This window comes from Brevibacillus agri, assembly GCF_004117055.1.
GTDB classification, from domain to species: domain Bacteria; phylum Bacillota; class Bacilli; order Brevibacillales; family Brevibacillaceae; genus Brevibacillus; species Brevibacillus agri.
In genome coordinates this window covers 4,002,478-4,019,251 of record NZ_CP026363.1, presented here as the reverse complement: position 1 = coordinate 4,019,251, position 16,774 = coordinate 4,002,478, and the positions used below count along the sequence as shown (strand labels likewise).

Genomic DNA, 16,774 nt, shown 5'->3' with positions numbered 1-16,774 from the left:
GCCCCTCTCGTGGCAGCATCTGACCCGTTTCGGCAATTTTTTCATGCAGAGCAGGAGAAATCTTTCTGTATGGCGAATGGTAACGGTCGAGGTGAAACCGGGTGACGACTGTGAAAAGCAAGGTCACAATCAAAGGGACTAAAGAGGGTCTCGTCTTCTTTATGGATGATGCCTGTTCCTTCGACGAGCTGCTGGAAGATGTGCGTGAAAAAATAGAGCACAGTCACCAACAGATATTGTCAGGGCCACTCATACGGGTATCGATCAAATTAGGAAAACGTTACTGCTCGCCTGAACAACAGGAGCAGTTGACACAAATTATCCGGCAAAAGGGAAACCTCGTGATTCACACGATCGAAGCAGATGTAATCACGCGGGAGGAAGCTTTTGCTGAACGCTTAAAAACCCATTTTTCTATACAGGTAAACACCGTACGCTCCGGTCAAGTGTTGGAGTTTGACGGAGATTTGCTCTTATTGGGTGATGTCAATCCAGGGGGAACTGTTCGCAGTACAGGAAGCATATACGTGATGGGACATCTGCGCGGGTACGCCCATGCAGGTATTTCCGGTGATACGCAAGTCATTATTGCTGCTGCTGTCATGAGCCCGACCCAGCTACGGATTGCCGAGGTAATCAGCAAGCCAGGGGAGGAATGGACGAATAATTCCGGAGGCACAGAATTTGCCTATCTGGAAAATGAGACCATGCTCGTAGCAAAAATGAACTACCTGTCGCGAATACGCCCGGATCTTGGCGCGAAAAAGCGTGAGGGTTGAAGGGAAGAGGAGGAACGGACGTGGGTATTGGAATAGTCGTAACTTCAGGAAAAGGCGGCGTGGGCAAGACGACCACATCCGCCAATTTGGGAACTGCGCTTGCATTGCTGGGCCAAAAGGTGTGCATGGTAGATACTGATATCGGCTTGCGCAATCTCGATGTCGTCATGGGACTTGAGAACCGGATCATTTACGATCTGGTCGACGTGGCCGAGGGTGCTTGCCGCCTGCCGCAAGCGCTGATTAAGGACAAGCGATTCGAAAACTTGTCGCTTTTGCCAGCGGCGCAAACAAAAGACAAATCGGCAGTCTCTCCTGAACAAATGGAGGAAATCGTCACGCAGTTGAAGCGCGAGTTTGATTACGTCATTATCGACTGCCCGGCCGGGATCGAGCAAGGGTTCCGCAATGCCGTAGCAGGAGCGGATCAGGCTATCGTCGTGACGACGCCAGAAAAGGCGGCCGTGCGCGATGCCGATCGCATCATCGGCCTTTTGGAGCGGGAAAAAGTCGGGATGCCCAAGCTCGTCATCAACCGCGTGCGCTCTCATATGGTGAAAAATGGCGACATGCTCGATGTGGAAGATATTTTGGATTTGCTTGCCATTGACTTGATCGGTGTCGTGCCTGATGATGATTACGTTATCAAGTCTGCCAACCAGGGCGAGCCTGCTGTCATGAATCATGAATCGCGGGCAGCGCTCGCCTATCGCAATGTTGCGCGCCGCTTGCTCGGTGAAGCGGTTCCGCTGCAGCCGCTGGAGGAAAAGGCAGGCGTGTTCCATAAAATGCGTAAATTTTTTGGGCTAAAATAGGCTATGCATGGCTCCCCTTCTTTTACAGAGGGGAGTCACGTTTTCTAGGAGGAAAACATGGACCTGGAAAAACGTCACTTAAAATCAATTGACTGGACGATTATTTTGATTTTGGCAGGACTGGGTGTGTTCAGCTATCTGGGGATCTCCGGGTCGGCTGCCGGGGTGGACAAGGCCCATCAGCAGGTGATGTGGTATGTGATCGGGTTTATCGTGCTCGGCGTCACGCTGCTGTTTGACTATCGGCTGTTTCACAACCTCGCCTACGTCCTGTATGTACTCGGTCTGATTTTGCTGATCGGGGTCTTCCAGACAAAGCCGATCAACAATACGACGAGCTGGTACGATCTCGGGCCAGTCCTGTTTCAGCCCTCGGAGCCGATGAAGCTGTTTACGATTTTGACGGTCGCCCGCTTCATGGCGAAAAGGGCGGAGGACCCCGACCGCTTCTACTATTTTTACAAGCTGATTCCGGTAGCGGCGCTCGTAGGCGTCCCGCTGCTGCTTATTTTGGTTCAGCCTGACCTGGGGACGGCGATGGTCTTTACGGGGATGCTCGCCACTCTGCTGATCGTCGGCGGAATCCGCATGAAGCACGTCTTGTACTTGGTGGGCATTATCGGCAGCTTTTTTGCCGCGATGACGCTATTGTACGAGTACAAGCAGGAGATTTTTTTCAAGATCATCAAGCCGTACCAGTGGGATCGCGTCGTCTTCTGGATGGACCCTGATCTGGAACCGATGGGGCGAGGCTTCCAGTTGAAGCAGGCATTGATTTCGATTGGCTCGGGCCAGCTTTTCGGAAAAGGCATCGACACACCTACACAGGCGAGCTTTGGCTGGGTGCCTGTCGGGGAAAGCGATTTTATTTTCACGGTAATTGCGGAAAAGCTCGGCTTTGTCGGGGCCGGTCTGTTGATGATCCTGTTCTTCGCCTTGATTTACCGCATGATCCGCATCGCGATGGAAGCCAAAGATCCGTTTGGCTCCTACGTCGTAGCCGGCGTGGTCGGGATGCTCACCTTCCAAATTTTTGAGAACATCGGCATGACGATCCAGTTGATGCCGATTACGGGGATTCCGTTGCCGTTCATCAGCTACGGGGGCAGCTCGCTGATTACCAACTTTTTAATCATCGGCGTCGTCCTCAATATCGGCATGCGCAAAGACAAATTACGATTTGACTAAATGCGTGACAAATCGGAAATCGTGTGATAAAATCATCCTAAGTTAACCATTTTTACAAGTTATAGTGGTTTGGATGATTGGTTATGGAGTCGTACCGTTGTGAGAGACGTCACCATTGTCAATCGCATTGGTACGGCTTTTTTCCTTGACGCAAAAGGCTTATCTGTAAAAAAGGGGTTAACGCTACACTTTTTCGCCTCATGGGGCGAAATGTTCAGGGAGGTTTTGTTTCATGCAACAAGGTATCGTAAAATGGTTTAACGCGGAAAAAGGGTACGGGTTCATCCAAGTGGAAGGCGGAGACGATGTATTCGTACACTACAGCGCGATCCAGTCTGAAGGTTTCAAATCTCTGGACGAAGGTCAAAAAGTTGAGTTCGAAATCGTTCAAGGTAGCCGTGGACCACAAGCTGCTAGCGTAACCAAACTGTAAACTTCGACAGATTCAAAGGCAGTCTCTCAATGGGGAGACTGTCTTTTTTGCGTATGGGAGCGGTTTTGGCAAGAGGGCAAGCGGAGGAAGTCCTGGGAGCGGGCGGCATAAAGCCGGCAGACAAGTCATAAACTGGAACAAAGGCTTGGCCTGCGGAGGGATGGACATGTTCGGTGGAGCAAATCGTGTAAAAGAAAGACGGCGGGAGCGGCTGGAGCGAATCCGTACACAATCACGAGACAGTTTCTCTCCTTACGTGGACGACTGGAAGGACCCAATCGAAGTAGAGACTGATCCGTTCGGGTTTTCCTTGAAGGAAAACGACGAAGGGACGCCGCCGCCTTCTCATGAAAAATGGGGGCTGCAAATTTTTGCATCCGTCCTTTTGCTGGGGATGGCGTACTTGTTGTTCCAAACGTCGCTGATCCCGGCCAACTGGAAAGATTCCGCGCGCGAGGTCATGACGCGGGATTTTAACTTCGCGGGCGTGGCAGATTGGTACGAAGCCCGGTTCGGCCCGATTCCAACGCTGCTGCCTCAGGTTCCGGGGCCAAGCGCGGTTCCGGCGACAAGTACAGCCAAGGATGTGGCTGTCTGGAAGCTGCCTGCGAGCTGGAAAGTCGTGAAAGCTTATGAAGCGCCAGATACGAAGGTTGTGCTGGATACGGGAGTCGGCGAGCAGGTGAAAATCGGGGAGGCGGGATGGGTTTCCTACGTCGGGGAGCAGCCTGGCTTCGGGACGACTGTCATTGTCCGGCTGACCAAAGGACGGGAAGTGTGGCTCGGCAATCTGGACAGTGTCGGCGTGGCAAAAGACGAGGTGTTGTCGCCCGGACAGGTGATTGGAACGGCACGGGTGGTGAACGGAACAGAGCGCCATTTGTACTTCGCAGCGAAAACAGATGAGCAGTTTGTCGATCCGCTGGAAGTGATCCCGTTTGAATAATGGCGGATGGCTGGACATACGTTTTCGCATTCACCTGCTCTTTTGGGCAGTAATCGGTGTGTCTGTGCTTACAGGCCACTTTTTGGAAGTGATTACGCTGTTTGTGATCGTCCTCATTCACGAGCTGGGACACGTGGCGATGGCTCGCGAGCTGGGCTGGCGAGTGCAGGAGGTCCAGTTGCTCCCTTTTGGCGGGGTGGCGACGGTGGAAAACAGCTACGCCACAGACCCGCTGGATGAGATTGCTGTGGCGCTTGCCGGGCCGTTTATGAACATGGTGATGATGGCAGCCTCGTACCTGTTTTGGTACACAGGCGTCTGGACGGAAGAATGGTCCCGGTTTTTTCTCGTCAGCAACGCTACGATCGCGTTGTTCAATCTGTTGCCGATCTGGCCGCTGGACGGCGGGCGGATCGTGCTGGCGATGCTTTGCTGGTTCATGTCCTACCGCCAGGCAGCACTCGTTTCGCTGGCGGGCAGCACCTTGCTCGCGGGCATTCTCGTCGGGGTGTCCGGCCTCGATCTGAAGCTCAACCTGCTCATCATCGGCCTGTACTTGCTCGCGATGAACATTCAGTCGTTTTTGCGCTTTCCGTATCAATTTTTTCGCTTTCTGGTGGAAAAGTACGGGCGCAGGCAGGAAGAAGCGGCCGTGCAGGCCATCCGCGTCCGCCCGGAGGAGACGGTGCTGGCGGTGTCGCATAAGCTGCGCCGGGGCCGCTCCCACCTGTTCTACGTGCAGGGGGCGGGACTTTTGGCAGAGGAGCAACTGCTGCACGCCCTGTTATTCGAACAAAAGCACGATGCTGCGGTGGGCAAGCTCCTGTAACGGTTAACGCTCAACGGATGCTGGCGGACGCCATTCCAGCAGCAGGCAATCGCGCAAGCTTCCTTCGTGCCATTCGGGGCGGGGAAGCTTTTTCTTTTGGGGTAGCCGTACTGCTCTTTGGCCGAAGCGTCGAGCGGGACGGGGGAAATCGCGCCTTTCTTTTTCCGAATGCCTATGTTAGATTACTTCCTGTGAGTCCGGCAATCCTGCTGGGCTGCCGGAAAAGGACGGGAATACGGAGTGTGAGTGCAGTGAGACAATTGGCAATAAGCGGCAGGGGCGGCGTGCGGATCGCATTTCTTACGGATGGGCAACTGAGCGAATGGCGGACGCAGGAGACAGGCGAGCACGTCGGCGCAGGGGATGTTTACTACGGACGGATCGCAGACGTAAAGCCGGGAATCCAATCCGCTTTTGTTGACATTGGGTGCGGGCAAAACGCTTACTTGTATGTCGATGACACGCTTCCAGCCGCGTCTGGCGAAAAGGGCAAGCCGAGCATTTCCGAGCGTGTGCAAGCGGGTCAGTATGTCATCTGCCAGGTCATCAAGGAAGGCTCAGAGCTCAAGGCTCCGAAAATTTCGCTGAAAATCAGCCTGCAAGGGCGCTACCTCGTGTATTTGCCCGTAGAGGAAGGATTGTCTCTTTCGCGAAAAATTAGCGCGCCAGAGGAACGGCAGCGGCTGGAGCAGATGATCGTGCCGCTGCTCGGAAGCAAAGAAGGAGTCATCGTGCGGACGGAGGCGGCTGAAGTGGACAGCGAGCAGTTGACGAGCGAGCTAGCCTACTTGCGCAAGCGGTGGGAGGGCGTCTGCCAGCAGGCTGCTGCGCGCAAGTCGCCCGGGCGAATCGGCAGCGATCTGGACGCGGTCGAAGCGGCGCTGCGAGAGGCGCTGGCGGAAGGTCTCGATGAAGTGGTGGTGGAGGATGCCGCTACGTATCAGCAAGTAAAGGCAGCGCTTGCCGCCTTTGCAGCGGATGCGCAAAGCCTGCTGCGAAAACATACGGGCAAAGCGCCGCTGTTTGACGAACTGGGCGTGCAGGCCAAGCTGGAGCGGGCTCTCCAGCGCGAGGTACCGCTTGGCAACGGCGGCTTTCTCGTGTTTGACAGGACGGAGGCGATGACCGTCATCGACGTGAACACCGGCTCGTTTACCGGAGGAGGCGGCCAGCAGCGAGAGCAGGCTGTCACCGCAACCAACCTGGAGGCGGCAAAGGAAATCGCCAGACAGCTTCGGTTGCGCGACATCGGGGGCATCGTCATCATTGACTTTATTGACATGAAGGAGCCTGCCAACAAAGAAAGGGTGCTGGCGACGCTGAAAAAAGAGCTGGCCCGGGATGCAGTTCCAGCGACTGTGCTTGGAATGACGGCGCTTGGACTGGTCGAGCTGACGCGAAAACGGGTGAGAGCGAGCCTGGTGGAGCGGCTGACCGAGCCTTGTGCGGCGTGCGAGGGACGCGGGCGAGTTTTGCGTGCTGACGAGTGCCTCCGGCGTCTGCAAGACGAGCTCGCCGGACTGGCCCGTTCGCAGCAGGCGGAGGCGGCGGTCGTGGAGCTTTCCACCAGACTTTTCCCGCTCGTGGACGCCGGGGACGGGGGAACAGCCGCTGCCACCAACTGGCCTCTGCGCATCTATAAGCGCGAGCAACCGCGGCTTGCCCCGGACGGCTACCGGATTACCTACGCGGGAAATGCGGTGGAGGCAGAGCGTTTGTCCGAAAACAATCGCAAAATGACTTGACTGGGCGCTTGCTGCTATGATAACCTAATGTTTGTCATGCAGCTATGTCTTGTGCATACTGTAACCGCACGAATCGGGTACATAAGTCGCCGCCAGTCGGCGCACCTGTAGAGGCGAGTCTGAGTATAGGAGGTGCACACAGTGTACGCAATTATCGAAACCGGTGGAAAGCAATACAAAGTTGAAGAGGGTTCCGTTCTCTTCATCGAGAAATTGGCTGGCAATGAAGGAGAAGTTGTTACTTTTGACAAAGTTCTCTTCGTAAGCAAAGACGGCAAAGTTACTGCAGGAGCTCCTACAGTAGCTGGTGCAACGGTAACTGGTAAAGTAGAAAAACACGGTAAAGCTGCAAAAATCATCGTGTACAAATACAAAGCCAAGAAAAACTACCGTCGCAAACAAGGTCACCGTCAACCGTTCACCAAAGTTGTGATCGAAAAGATCAACGCTTAATTTTGGTGACCTGATATGATCGAAGTGATCGTGAGCCGTGCGCAGCACGGTATCCATGAAATTAGTATTTCCGGACATGCCAATGCGGGTGCTTATGGGGCGGACATCGTTTGTTCCGCCGTATCAGGCATCAGCTTTGGTATATTAAACAGCGTGCAGCCGCTGACGGGACTGACACCGCAAGTTTCAGTCGCCCAAGAAGGCGGCGGCTTTCTGAAGTGGACGCTCGCTTCCTCGGAAGCGGCGGACATACTAGAAAAGCAGCAGCTTTTGGCTGAGAGCATGGTGATCGCCCTGTTATCAGTTGCGGCGCAGTACGGGAAATACGTAAAAGTGAATGACCATAAATGGCAGGGAGGTGTCTGATATGAACATGCTGTTTAATTTGGACCTTCAGTTTTTCGCATCGAAAAAAGGGGTAGGTTCCACTAAAAACGGACGTGATTCCATTTCCAAACGTCTGGGCGTGAAACGCGGTGACGGTCAATTCGTTACTGCCGGAAACATCCTCGTTCGCCAACGCGGAACGAAGATTTACCCAGGTGCGAACGTAATGAAAGGCGGAGACGACACTCTGTTTGCAACTGCAGATGGCGTTGTTCGTTTCAAGCGTCTGGGCCGCGATCGCAAGCAAGTTGTGATCGAACCAGTTGCTTCCGAAGCGTAAATATTTGTTCCAGGAAAACCCAGCATCGTTGCTGGGTTTTCTTTTGCTTTTCGGGCAAACGGAACAAAAGCGGAACAGTTTGCGCCAAAATAGTTGGGCGCAGCCAAGTTTTCTCATTGTCCCGGCTTCTTTTATGGTACAATAGTTAGGAAAGAAATTCTTATCGACTTGGGTGAATGTGATGGGGGACGAGCGGAGACTGCTTACGCATCAGACAGACCAGTTGCTGGCCGTACTGAATCGGCAGCGGCATGACTGGTTGAACCACGTTCAGGTTCTGCTCGGCTATTTGCATATGAACCGTACTGAGCAGGGAGAGGCGCACTTGAAGCGCATCGCGCAGATGGCGATGCAGGAATCAATGGTCGCGCGTTTGAACAACTCCCTGTTGTCCGTCTTCTTCTTGACATTCAATGCGCTGAACAAGGAAATGCTTTTGGAAGTAGACGTGTGCAATGATGTGGATCTCACGCGAATAGCATTGGACGAGCAGCACTTGTTTCAGTTGGTGTCGGAGATATTATGCACAGTGAACGATCATGTAGACCAAAATGGCTACGAGCCAGCCAGTATGCACGTAAGCTTGCAGGCGGATCAACGAGGCGTTCATTTTCGTTTTGACCTGGCCGGAGAGCTGAATGCATCCGGAATGGAAAAATTGGAAAAGCTGATACGGAATAGCGAGCAAAGTACGGTGGAGGTCACCGAGTGGATACAGACGGAAGGCGAATGGGTGTTGGACTTGCTGATTCCATTCGCGCAATGAAAGAGGTGACACCATGTTTGTCGATCAGGTAAAAGTTTATGTAAAAGGCGGAGACGGTGGGAACGGAGCCGTTTCTTTTCGCCGGGAGAAGTACGTGCCGCTTGGCGGACCGGCAGGCGGCGATGGCGGTAAAGGCGGCGATGTCGTGTTTGAAGTCGATGAAGGACTGCGCACGCTCGTAGACTTCCGCTACCAAAGACATTTCAAGGCGCCGCGCGGAGAGCACGGACGCAACAAGTCGCAGCACGGAGCCGGAGCGGAGGACATGATCGTCCGCGTACCGCCGGGCACGACCGTCATTGATGACGACACAAAAGAAGTCATTGCCGATCTGGTGGAGCACGGCCAGCGCGCTGTGATCGCCAAAGGCGGACGTGGCGGACGGGGGAACATCCGTTTTGCCAATTCGTCCAATCCCGCCCCACATATTTCGGAGAACGGAGAACCGGGCCAGGAGCGCTACATCGTCATGGAGCTGAAGCTGATTGCGGATGTCGGTCTGGTTGGCTATCCGAGCGTCGGAAAATCGACACTGCTCTCCAGTGTGACTGCGGCGAAGCCAAAGATCGCAGCGTACCATTTTACGACGTTGACGCCGAATCTGGGTGTCGTGGATTTGGGCGAGCAGAGCTTTGTCATGGCTGACTTGCCGGGGCTGATTGAAGGCGCGCACGAAGGTGTGGGGCTTGGCCACCAATTCCTGCGCCACGTGGAGCGCACCCGCCTGATTGTTCACGTCATCGACATGGCAGGGGTGGATGGACGCGATCCTTACGAAGATTACTTGCAGATTAACCGCGAGCTGAAGCTCTACAACCTGAAGCTTGAGGAGCGTCCGCAAATTATCGCGGCCAACAAGATGGACGTGCCGGAAGCGGCGGAAAACTTGCGACGCTTCAAGGAAAAAGTGCCGGATGTCAACGTGTTTGAGATTTCGGCAGCGACCAGACAAGGCGTCCAGGAATTGATGTACGCGATAGGCGACATGCTCTCGACGATTCCGGACAAGCCGACGGTCGAGGAAGTTGTAGAAGTGGAAGAGCGCGTGGTGTTCCGGGCGGAAAAAGAGCCGGAGCCATTCGAGATTACCCGCGACAACGATGTGTTCGTGGTCAGCGGCGAGAAAATCGAGAAGCTGGTGCGCATGACGAACCTCAACAGCTATGACGCCGCTCAGCGCTTCGCAAGACAGATGCGCAGCATGGGCGTGGACGAGGCATTGCGCAAGCACGGCGCAAAAGACGGGGATACCGTTCGGATTGGCAAATTAGAGTTTGACTTTGTGGAGTGACAAACAAAAATGATTGATATCCCATCCCTTACCCCTTTCATGGCGGACAAACGCCTCCAACGCGGTGCTTCTTTGCCGATGATGATCTCAAGACAGGTCAAAGCGCCCATTCAAGTAATGGTAGAGCATGTCAAAAGCAGTTATCTCGTTGTCTCTCTTGAGATGAAGGCCGAAGCAAGGACCGAACTGCTCGGATCAACGGTACGTGTTCGGTGGGAATCGGATGCGGCTATTAACACGATTGATCTGGAAGTCATTTCAGAAGAAACGGTCTGGCCAATCAAGCTGTTGGCGATGGTTCCGGTCAGCGTCGGCGTCGAGATTGTGGCAGGCCGCAAGCAGGAGCCCATCTCCCCGGGAATCGACATCCGCGTCCCGTACAAGGTGATGGGGGCAAGGCCGATCGAGGAAAAAGGAGAGGCTGTGCTGCTGAAGCTTTCCCCCACACGGCTTATTCTCGGCACAGAAGGCTACGTGGCAAAGGGAGAGTTTCTCCACCTCTCGTTCACAGTTCCGTCGACTGGCCAGGAAATCGTCATGATGGCAAAAATCGTGGAGAAAACTTTCGACGACAAGCAAACCGTGATCGAGTTGATTTTTACGGATATCAATGAAAAGCATCACCAACTCATCAAAGATTACTATAAAAAACTCACGTCTGCCGCTTCTTCCTGAGGAAGCGGTTTTTTTTCCTTTGCTGTTCCCGCGAAGAAGGTATATAGTAGAGTACATAGAGTTCTGAATCGAGCCTGTTCACCTGGTGGATTTGTTTTGTACGCTTTCCTGAATATCACTTTGTGAAATCTTGCACTTTTGATTATTCTACGCTGTTGTGTTGCTTCAGTTTGTGAAAAATATTACAAGCACATAGGCTTTTCGGTATTTTGGGAGAATGGCGGCCGTTACTCGTATGAACAGGCATCGAGAAAGAAGGCCTCTATTCCAAAGCAAAGGAGGACGTTTTTCTATGTCTCAAACAACCACGCAACAAGCTCAGGCGGAAGTAGCAAGCACCGCTACCCTGGCACCTGAGCAGCAAATGGATGTACTCGATCAGTTGATGAAGCCAGAAATTCAAGAATCCCTGAATGTGTTGGTGGCAAACTTGCCGAAGCTGGCCGAGATGACAACCATCCTCACCAAAACGTACGACCTGGTACAAACCGTAGCCAACGACCAAGTGCTCATCGAAGACATCAAGGGCGGCGTGGAAGAGTTCGTCAAGCCGATCTCTGACAAGGCAAAAGGCATCGCACAAGCGGCGATCGAAGCAAACGACCGCGCGCACGCGGAGGAATCCACTATCGGTTTGTTTGGCATGCTCAAAATGCTGAAAGACCCGCAAGTACAAAAAACATTGCGTTTCGCCCAGGCATTCCTGGAAGTTTTGGCAGAGCGCCAGCAGCAAAAACGCTAATTACGATAACCTACGAGAGACAAGGACGGAGGATTGGGCATGGCGAAGCATATTCTCATTTTGGGCGGCGGCTACGGCGGATTGCTGTCCGCTTTGACTGCACGTAAACACATGACGGCTGAAGAAGCGACGATCACGGTTGTGAACCGTTTCCCTACGCACCAAATCATCACGGAGCTGCACCGCTTGGCAGTAGGAAACCTGTCTGAGCAAAACGTGGCGCTGCCACTGGAAAGACTGCTGCGCGGCAAAGATATCAACCTCGTGATTGATACTGTGGAAAAAATCGGCCTCGAATCGCAGCGTGTGACGCTGGCGAGCGGCGAGTCTATCAAATACGATGCACTGGTAATCGCGCTGGGCAGCGAGACGGCATTCTTCGGCATTCCTGGCCTGCAAGAGTACAGCTTCACGCTGAAATCGGTAGAGGAAGCAAACCGTCTGCGCGCGCACCTCGAAGAGCGCGTAGCAGAGTACAGCAAGAGCAAAAACAAGGCAGATGCCACCTTCGTGGTTGGCGGTGGCGGCCTGACCGGGATCGAGCTGGTTGGCGAGTTCGCCGACATGCTGCCGAACCTGTGCCGCAAATACGGCGTAGATTTTGCAGACCTGTCCATCTACTGTGTAGAAGCAGGACCATCCATCCTCGCAGGCTTTGCCCCTGACCTGGTAGAGCGTGCGAAAACAAGCCTGGAAAAACGCGGCGTTCAGTTCCTGACGGGCGTTCCGGTAACTGAAATGAAAGAAACGACGGTATGCTTAAAAGACGGCAACACCATCGAAACCAAAACAATGGTTTGGACAGGCGGCGTGCAAGGCAATCGCGTAGTGGCGGAGTGCGGCATTGAAGTAAATCGCGGCCGTGCAACCGTTACCGAATACTTGCAATCCACTTCTCACCCAGAAGTATTCCTCGCAGGCGACAGCGCGGTCGTGATGGGACCAGAAGGCCGTCCATACCCGCCGACTGCGCAACTGGCATGGCAAATGGGCGAAGTGGTGGGCTACAACCTGTTCGCGCACTTCAACGGCTCCAAAATGGACACGTTCAAGCCGGTATTCTCCGGTACGCTGGGCAGCCTGGGCCGCAAAGACGCCATCGGCACCATCGGCGCAAGCCAACTGAAGCTGAAAGGCTTGCCAGCTACCTTGATGAAGGAAGCGAGCAACGTGCGCTACCTGACTCATATCAACGGCCTGTCCTCGCTGGCCTACTAATTCATACGAGTAACACGCACAAAACCCGGGATCTGGCATCCCGGGTTTTTCCTATTTCAGCGAGCAAAGGTGCAGATCACTCTGGCGGACTTATTTGTTGCCGCTCGGATCTTCGACGATGTTCGGGGATTGCGCCATTTTTTTGCCGCGCAGATCAGCGCCAAACTGATCCAGGCTGCTCGGCTTCCCGGCCGGGTGATTGTTGCGGCGCTCTGATTTGTCCGACTTTCCGCGTCCTGCCATCTGTCTTTCACCTCCTCTTCCTCAACCGCTTTTAGTTTGCGCGAAGCGCGCCAAGCTCATGTAACCCGAGTGAACCGAATCAGGTTGGGTGAAAAAAATTGGCGTTCAAGGATTGTCACAGCGGACGGTATCCGTTATAATGTCCTCTATGAAGAAACAACTGTTTTTCTCAGGAGGACACGACGGTGAAACGGGAAGAGAAGTTCTACTTGATACGATCTGACATCTTACCAGAATCTATCGTGAAGACGATCGAAGCGAAAAAGATGCTGGAATCCGGCGAAGTGGACACCGTGAATGAGGCAGTGGAGCGGGTGGGACTGAGCCGAAGTGCTTTTTACAAATACAAGGACGGTATCTTTCCCTTCAATGCCATGATGAGCGAAAAGATCATGACGATCACGTTTTCGCTGGAGCACATGTCCGGTTATTTGTCCAAGGTGCTCACGTACGTAGCAGAACAAGGCGGGAACGTGCTGACGATCAACCAGACGATTCCGCTGCAAGGGATTGCCAACATTTCCATGTCTGTCGATATGGCCAACCTGCGCGTATCCAGCACGGAATTTCTGGAAAGCTTGCAAGAAATCCCCGGCGTTCGCAAAGCGATGATCGTCGGCAGAGGGTAAAAGAAGGGTAGGAGGAGAGAAACAATGGAGAAGCAAAGCATCAAGCTGGGGTTAATGGGGTTTGGCACAGTAGGGACAGGGGTTGTCCGCATCATCCAGGCGCATCAGGACGACTTGCAAAAGCAGACGGGACTGGGGATTGAGATTACGAAAATTCTCGTGCAGGACGCCGAGAAATCCCGCAATATCAGTTCCATGGATAATCTGCTGACGACAGAACCTGCTGAGCTTCTGGATGATCCGGACATTGAGGTGATCGTCGAGGTCATCGGTGGCATCCATCCGGCGAAGGAGTACATTCTCGCAGCACTGGAGCGCGGCAAGCATGTGGTGACAGCCAACAAAGACTTGATGGCGCTGCACGGCGCTGAAATTTTGAACAAGGCGCAGGAAAAAGGCTGCGACGTGTTTTACGAAGCGAGCGTGGCAGGCGGCATTCCGATCTTGCGCGCGCTGGTGGAAGGCTTCTCCTCTGACCGCATCACCAAAATGATGGGCATCGTCAACGGGACGACCAACTACATTTTGACCAAAATGAGCCAGGAGGGGGCAGACTACAGCGACGTTTTGAAGGAGGCGCAAGCGTTGGGATATGCGGAGGCGAATCCTACCTCTGACGTGGAAGGCTTCGACGCGGCCCGCAAAATGGCGATTCTGGCGACGCTCGGCTTCCGCGTACCGATGAAGCTCGAAGACGTGGACGTCAAAGGAATCAGCAAAGTGAGCAAAGAGGACATCGCCTACGGCAAGCAACTGGGCTATGAGATCAAGCTGCTGGGCCTGGCGAGACGCGATGGGGAAGCGATCGAGGTGAGCGTGCAGCCGACAATGGTGCCAAAATCGCATCCGCTGGCTTCCGTCAACGGCGTGTTCAACGCAGTGTACGTTCACGGCGAAGCGGTTGGCGAGACGATGTTCTATGGGCCGGGCGCGGGCGAGCTTCCGACTGCGACCGCAGTCGTGTCCGACCTCGTTACCGTTGTGAAAAACAGAAAGCTCGGGGTAAACGGACGCGGAATGGTCGCTCCGTACAAAGAAAAAATTCTCAAGGACGACAGCGAAAAGCTGTCCAAATACTTCCTGCGGATCGTAGTGACAGACAAGCGCGGCGTTTTGGCGCAGATCACCCAGCTTTTGGCTGACAAAAACATTTCCCTGGAGCAAGTCATCCAGCAGCCGTACAACAATGGCGGCGAGGCGGAAATCATCATGGTGACGCACCTGTCCTCGAAAAGCGACATGGACGGAGTCATTGCCTACATGGAACAAATGGACATCGTGTCCAAGATTGAAAGCTGCTACCGGGTAGAAGGGGGAGACAAATAATGAGTTCGGATCGACAATCTGGCATCATCGCACGCTATCGGGAGTTTCTTCCGGTTACGGACAAGACACCGCTCATCAGCCTGCACGAAGGAAATACACCGTTGATTCACGCGCCAAACCTGTCCAAACAGCTCGGCGTCGAGCTGTACGTGAAGTACGAGGGGCTGAACCCGACAGGCTCGTTCAAGGACAGGGGCATGGTGATGGCTGTCGCCAAGGCAGTAGAGGAAGGCAGCAAAACGATCATGTGCGCTTCCACCGGCAACACGTCGGCTGCTGCCGCTGCTTACGCCGCGCGCTCCGGCTTGCGCTGCATCGTGTTGATTCCGAGCGGCAACATCGCCCTCGGCAAGCTGGCGCAAGCGATCGCGTATGGCGCGGAAGTGATCGCCATCGACGGCAACTTCGACGAGGCGCTGAACATCGTGCGCGAAATTACGGCGAAAGAGCCGATTACGCTCGTCAATTCCGTCAACCCGTACCGGATCGAAGGGCAAAAGACAGGAGCGTTCGAAGTGTGCGACGCCTTGGCTGACGCACCGGACATTTTGGCGATTCCCGTGGGCAACGCCGGAAACATCACCGCCTACTGGAAAGGCTTCAAAGAGTACAAGAAAGCGGGCAAATCCAGCCGCTTGCCGCACATGTACGGCTTCCAGGCAGCGGGAGCGGCGCCTCTCGTGCTCGGACAGCCTGTACCCAATCCGGAGACGATCGCAACAGCAATCCGCATCGGCAACCCTGCGAGCAAGGATGGCGCTCTGAACGCGATCGCCGAATCGAACGGACTCGTCGACAGCGTGACGGACGAAGAGATCATGCAGGCGTACCAGCTTTTGGCGAAAAACGAAGGCGTCTTCTGCGAACCGGCATCTGCCGCATCGCTGGCGGGCATCATCAAGCTGCATCAGGCCGGAAAGCTTCCACAGGGCGTCAAGGTTGCTTGCGTTTTGACCGGAAATGGCCTGAAAGACCCGAACATCGCCCTGAAGCTCGTAGGCGAGGAGCCGCGCTCGGTGCCTGCGACACATGAAGCCGTCATGCAACTGGTTCGCCAGAGCGAAAGCGAAGTCGTGTCATGAGCGAGCAGCGCGTAAAAGTAACGATTCCCGCAAGCACAGCCAATCTGGGGCCGGGCTTCGATGCTTTGGGAATGGCTTTTCAACTGTATTCGGTAGTGGAAATGGAAGTAAGCGAGCAGACAACCGTCGAGCTGGTTGGAAAAGAGCTGGAAGGGACGCCAGCAGACAAAAGCAATCTGTTGTATCAAGTAGCCGCGGGCTTGTTTGCAGAAGCCGGGCTGGCAGTTCCGGAGCTGGCGATACGGGCTTCGAGCGACGCTCCCTTGACGCGCGGGCTGGGCAGCAGTGCCGCGGCGATTGTCGGCGCGCTGGTGGCGGCGAATCAGCTTGCCGGGGAGCCATTTACCCGCGAAGAGCTGTTCGCACGGGCAACAGCGATGGAGGGACACCCCGACAATGTGGGAGCCTCGATGTTTGGCGGCATCATCGTGGCGACCATGCCGGAAAAAGCGGGGGAGCCCGTCCCGTATGTTCGCTTCGCCCCTCCCGCCGGGTTGCAAACGCTCGTCGTCATCCCGGATTTCATGCTGGAGACGCAAAAGGCGCGCAACGTTTTGCCGCAGGTGTACAGCAAGGAAGATGTTGTATATAATGTGGGACATAGCAGTTTGCTCGTTGCCGCATTGGCACAAGGCAGACTCGACCTGATGGGACGGGCTATGTCAGATCGGCTGCACCAGCCGTATCGCGCTAAACTTGTACCTGGCTTGAACGAAATCCTGGACAAAGCGACTGAGCACGGTGCCGTAGGCGCTGCCTTGAGCGGCGCGGGTCCGACGATTCTTTGCTTCTTTTCTACCGCAGAAGAGGAGGGACGACTGCGCGCATTCGTGGACAGCGTGATGAAAGGGCACGGCATTACTTACCGTGTCATGATTTTGCAGCCGGACGAAAATGGCGTACAAGTAGAAATCCATCAGAGATAGAGCATAGTTGGATAGGAGAAC

At 54.5% G+C, this 16,774-nt stretch carries 20 protein-coding genes and 1 other annotated feature; of the genes, 19 read left to right on the top strand and 1 reads right to left on the bottom strand.

All coding sequences use genetic code 11. From position 1 onward, the window contains the following. Positions 1 to 101 precede the first annotated feature (101 nt). The 15 genes from minC (at position 102) to BA6348_RS19720 (ending at position 12,547) form a co-directional block, all read left to right on the top strand. Entirely contained in the window at positions 102 to 779 is a 678-nt protein-coding gene (gene minC / locus BA6348_RS19790) for a septum site-determining protein MinC (RefSeq protein ID WP_005832362.1), read from the top strand. Positions 780 to 799: 20 nt separating this feature from the next. Beyond that, positions 800 to 1,594, top strand: coding sequence for a septum site-determining protein MinD (gene minD / locus BA6348_RS19785; RefSeq protein ID WP_007782416.1), 795 nt, complete (start codon positions 800 to 802; stop codon positions 1,592 to 1,594). 57 nt (positions 1,595 to 1,651) lie between these two features. Beyond that, complete coding sequence (gene rodA / locus BA6348_RS19780) at positions 1,652 to 2,782, top strand: rod shape-determining protein RodA (RefSeq protein ID WP_005832368.1); 1,131 nt, start codon at positions 1,652 to 1,654, stop codon at positions 2,780 to 2,782. A gap of 232 nt (positions 2,783 to 3,014) precedes the next feature. Beyond that, positions 3,015 to 3,215 (top strand): cold-shock protein, encoded by a 201-nt coding sequence (locus BA6348_RS19775; RefSeq protein WP_005832370.1) that lies wholly within the window; start codon positions 3,015 to 3,017, stop codon positions 3,213 to 3,215. 166 nt (positions 3,216 to 3,381) lie between these two features. Next, complete coding sequence (locus tag BA6348_RS19770) at positions 3,382 to 4,161, top strand: M23 family metallopeptidase (protein ID WP_005832372.1); 780 nt, start codon at positions 3,382 to 3,384, stop codon at positions 4,159 to 4,161. Then, positions 4,154 to 4,990 (top strand): M50 family metallopeptidase, encoded by an 837-nt coding sequence (locus BA6348_RS19765; protein ID WP_005832374.1) that lies wholly within the window; start codon positions 4,154 to 4,156, stop codon positions 4,988 to 4,990. The genes BA6348_RS19770 and BA6348_RS19765 overlap by 8 nt, the downstream gene beginning before the upstream one ends. 251 nt (positions 4,991 to 5,241) lie before the next feature. After that, positions 5,242 to 6,735, top strand: coding sequence for an Rne/Rng family ribonuclease (locus BA6348_RS19760; protein ID WP_122952972.1), 1,494 nt, complete (start codon positions 5,242 to 5,244; stop codon positions 6,733 to 6,735). Between the two features lie 52 nt (positions 6,736 to 6,787). Further along, positions 6,788 to 6,866: a sequence feature (ribosomal protein L21 leader region), on the top strand. A gap of 10 nt (positions 6,867 to 6,876) precedes the next feature. After that, complete coding sequence (gene rplU / locus BA6348_RS19755; RefSeq protein WP_005832378.1) at positions 6,877 to 7,188, top strand: 50S ribosomal protein L21; 312 nt, start codon at positions 6,877 to 6,879, stop codon at positions 7,186 to 7,188. Between the two features lie 15 nt (positions 7,189 to 7,203). Beyond that, entirely contained in the window at positions 7,204 to 7,554 is a 351-nt protein-coding gene (locus BA6348_RS19750) for a ribosomal-processing cysteine protease Prp (RefSeq protein ID WP_005832380.1), read from the top strand. 7 nt (positions 7,555 to 7,561) lie between these two features. Beyond that, positions 7,562 to 7,855: a 50S ribosomal protein L27 gene (gene rpmA / locus BA6348_RS19745; RefSeq protein WP_005832382.1), complete on the top strand. Its 294-nt coding sequence runs from the start codon at positions 7,562 to 7,564 to the stop codon at positions 7,853 to 7,855. Positions 7,856 to 8,036: 181 nt separating this feature from the next. Beyond that, complete coding sequence (locus tag BA6348_RS19740) at positions 8,037 to 8,621, top strand: Spo0B C-terminal domain-containing protein (protein ID WP_005832384.1); 585 nt, start codon at positions 8,037 to 8,039, stop codon at positions 8,619 to 8,621. 13 nt (positions 8,622 to 8,634) lie between these two features. Continuing rightward, positions 8,635 to 9,912, top strand: coding sequence for a GTPase ObgE (gene obgE, locus BA6348_RS19735; RefSeq protein ID WP_005832387.1), 1,278 nt, complete (start codon positions 8,635 to 8,637; stop codon positions 9,910 to 9,912). Between the two features lie 9 nt (positions 9,913 to 9,921). Continuing rightward, positions 9,922 to 10,587, top strand: a complete 666-nt coding sequence (locus BA6348_RS19730) for a PilZ domain-containing protein (protein WP_005832390.1) — start codon at positions 9,922 to 9,924, stop codon at positions 10,585 to 10,587. 292 nt (positions 10,588 to 10,879) lie between these two features. Further along, positions 10,880 to 11,329: a DUF1641 domain-containing protein gene (locus tag BA6348_RS19725; protein WP_005832392.1), complete on the top strand. Its 450-nt coding sequence runs from the start codon at positions 10,880 to 10,882 to the stop codon at positions 11,327 to 11,329. A gap of 39 nt (positions 11,330 to 11,368) precedes the next feature. Next, positions 11,369 to 12,547, top strand: coding sequence for an NAD(P)/FAD-dependent oxidoreductase (locus tag BA6348_RS19720; protein WP_005832394.1), 1,179 nt, complete (start codon positions 11,369 to 11,371; stop codon positions 12,545 to 12,547). Positions 12,548 to 12,637: 90 nt separating this feature from the next. Here the strand turns inward: BA6348_RS19720 and BA6348_RS26855 are convergent, their stop codons facing one another. Further along, complete coding sequence (locus BA6348_RS26855; protein ID WP_007782400.1) at positions 12,638 to 12,790, bottom strand: hypothetical protein; 153 nt, start codon at positions 12,788 to 12,790, stop codon at positions 12,638 to 12,640. A gap of 185 nt (positions 12,791 to 12,975) precedes the next feature. Here BA6348_RS26855 and BA6348_RS19715 point away from each other — a divergent pair, with 185 nt between their 5' ends. The 4 genes from BA6348_RS19715 to thrB are packed head-to-tail and all read left to right on the top strand — an operon-like array spanning position 12,976 to position 16,753. Continuing rightward, positions 12,976 to 13,419 carry an ACT domain-containing protein gene (locus tag BA6348_RS19715; RefSeq protein WP_005832396.1) on the top strand — a complete coding sequence of 148 codons (444 nt, stop codon included), beginning with the start codon at positions 12,976 to 12,978 and terminating at the stop codon, positions 13,417 to 13,419. A gap of 24 nt (positions 13,420 to 13,443) precedes the next feature. Then, positions 13,444 to 14,745 (top strand): homoserine dehydrogenase, encoded by a 1,302-nt coding sequence (locus BA6348_RS19710; protein ID WP_005832398.1) that lies wholly within the window; start codon positions 13,444 to 13,446, stop codon positions 14,743 to 14,745. Next, on the top strand, positions 14,745 to 15,827 hold the full coding sequence (gene thrC, locus BA6348_RS19705) for a threonine synthase (protein ID WP_005832399.1): 1,083 nt from the start codon (positions 14,745 to 14,747) through the stop codon (positions 15,825 to 15,827). Before BA6348_RS19710 ends, thrC begins: the two co-directional genes overlap by 1 nt. Beyond that, positions 15,824 to 16,753, top strand: a complete 930-nt coding sequence (gene thrB, locus BA6348_RS19700) for a homoserine kinase (protein ID WP_005832401.1) — start codon at positions 15,824 to 15,826, stop codon at positions 16,751 to 16,753. The genes thrC and thrB overlap by 4 nt, the downstream gene beginning before the upstream one ends. Positions 16,754 to 16,774 lie beyond the last annotated feature (21 nt).

What these genes read in the sequence shown, in the direction of transcription:
- rodA (WP_005832368.1), top strand. Translation starts at nt 1,652, where the DNA reads ATGGACCTGGAAAAACGTCACTTAAAATCAATTGACTGGACGATTATT.
- BA6348_RS19775 (WP_005832370.1), top strand. Translation starts at nt 3,015, where the DNA reads ATGCAACAAGGTATCGTAAAATGGTTTAACGCGGAAAAAGGGTACGGG.
- BA6348_RS19770 (WP_005832372.1), top strand. Translation starts at nt 3,382, where the DNA reads ATGTTCGGTGGAGCAAATCGTGTAAAAGAAAGACGGCGGGAGCGGCTG.
- BA6348_RS19750 (WP_005832380.1), top strand. Translation starts at nt 7,204, where the DNA reads ATGATCGAAGTGATCGTGAGCCGTGCGCAGCACGGTATCCATGAAATT.
- rpmA (WP_005832382.1), top strand. Translation starts at nt 7,562, where the DNA reads ATGCTGTTTAATTTGGACCTTCAGTTTTTCGCATCGAAAAAAGGGGTA.
- BA6348_RS19740 (WP_005832384.1), top strand. Translation starts at nt 8,037, where the DNA reads ATGGGGGACGAGCGGAGACTGCTTACGCATCAGACAGACCAGTTGCTG.
- obgE (WP_005832387.1), top strand. Translation starts at nt 8,635, where the DNA reads ATGTTTGTCGATCAGGTAAAAGTTTATGTAAAAGGCGGAGACGGTGGG.
- BA6348_RS19730 (WP_005832390.1), top strand. Translation starts at nt 9,922, where the DNA reads ATGATTGATATCCCATCCCTTACCCCTTTCATGGCGGACAAACGCCTC.
- BA6348_RS19725 (WP_005832392.1), top strand. Translation starts at nt 10,880, where the DNA reads ATGTCTCAAACAACCACGCAACAAGCTCAGGCGGAAGTAGCAAGCACC.
- BA6348_RS19720 (WP_005832394.1), top strand. Translation starts at nt 11,369, where the DNA reads ATGGCGAAGCATATTCTCATTTTGGGCGGCGGCTACGGCGGATTGCTG.
- BA6348_RS26855 (WP_007782400.1), bottom strand. Translation starts at nt 12,790, where the DNA reads ATGGCAGGACGCGGAAAGTCGGACAAATCAGAGCGCCGCAACAATCAC.
- BA6348_RS19710 (WP_005832398.1), top strand. Translation starts at nt 13,444, where the DNA reads ATGGAGAAGCAAAGCATCAAGCTGGGGTTAATGGGGTTTGGCACAGTA.
- thrC (WP_005832399.1), top strand. Translation starts at nt 14,745, where the DNA reads ATGAGTTCGGATCGACAATCTGGCATCATCGCACGCTATCGGGAGTTT.
- thrB (WP_005832401.1), top strand. Translation starts at nt 15,824, where the DNA reads ATGAGCGAGCAGCGCGTAAAAGTAACGATTCCCGCAAGCACAGCCAAT.